This is a genomic window from Photobacterium sp. DNB22_13_2 (assembly GCF_052873915.1).
Map to the genome: position 1 here is coordinate 1 of NZ_JBNNXU010000177.1, position 260 is coordinate 260.

Below are 260 nucleotides of genomic sequence, written 5' to 3' on the forward strand. Positions count from 1 at the left end.
GGCTGTTGTCGGCCGCGTACTTGAGCAGAAAGGCCACGCCAAAGAACAGGATCAGGATGCCGACCCGCACCACGCTGTTGCCGCCCAGCAGCCAATCGCGTGCTGCGCCGACGGCGCGTTCCACCCAATCGGGTTCGTGGGGGATCAGCGTGGGTTGGGCAACCGGCGGCGCAACAGGCACCGGCTGCGACACCGCAGGCACCTCCACGGGCGGCAACGACTCGGCCACGATGGGCTCCGTCACCGCTTCAGGCACAGGC

At 68.5% G+C, this 260-nt stretch carries 1 protein-coding gene; it reads right to left on the bottom strand.

Annotated features, from left to right (window positions below):
• A partial coding sequence (locus ACVA58_RS28265; protein ID WP_446513551.1) for a hypothetical protein occupies window positions 1–229 on the bottom strand: 229 nt, incomplete at its 3' end.
• Between the last annotated feature and the right edge of the window lie 31 nt (window positions 230–260).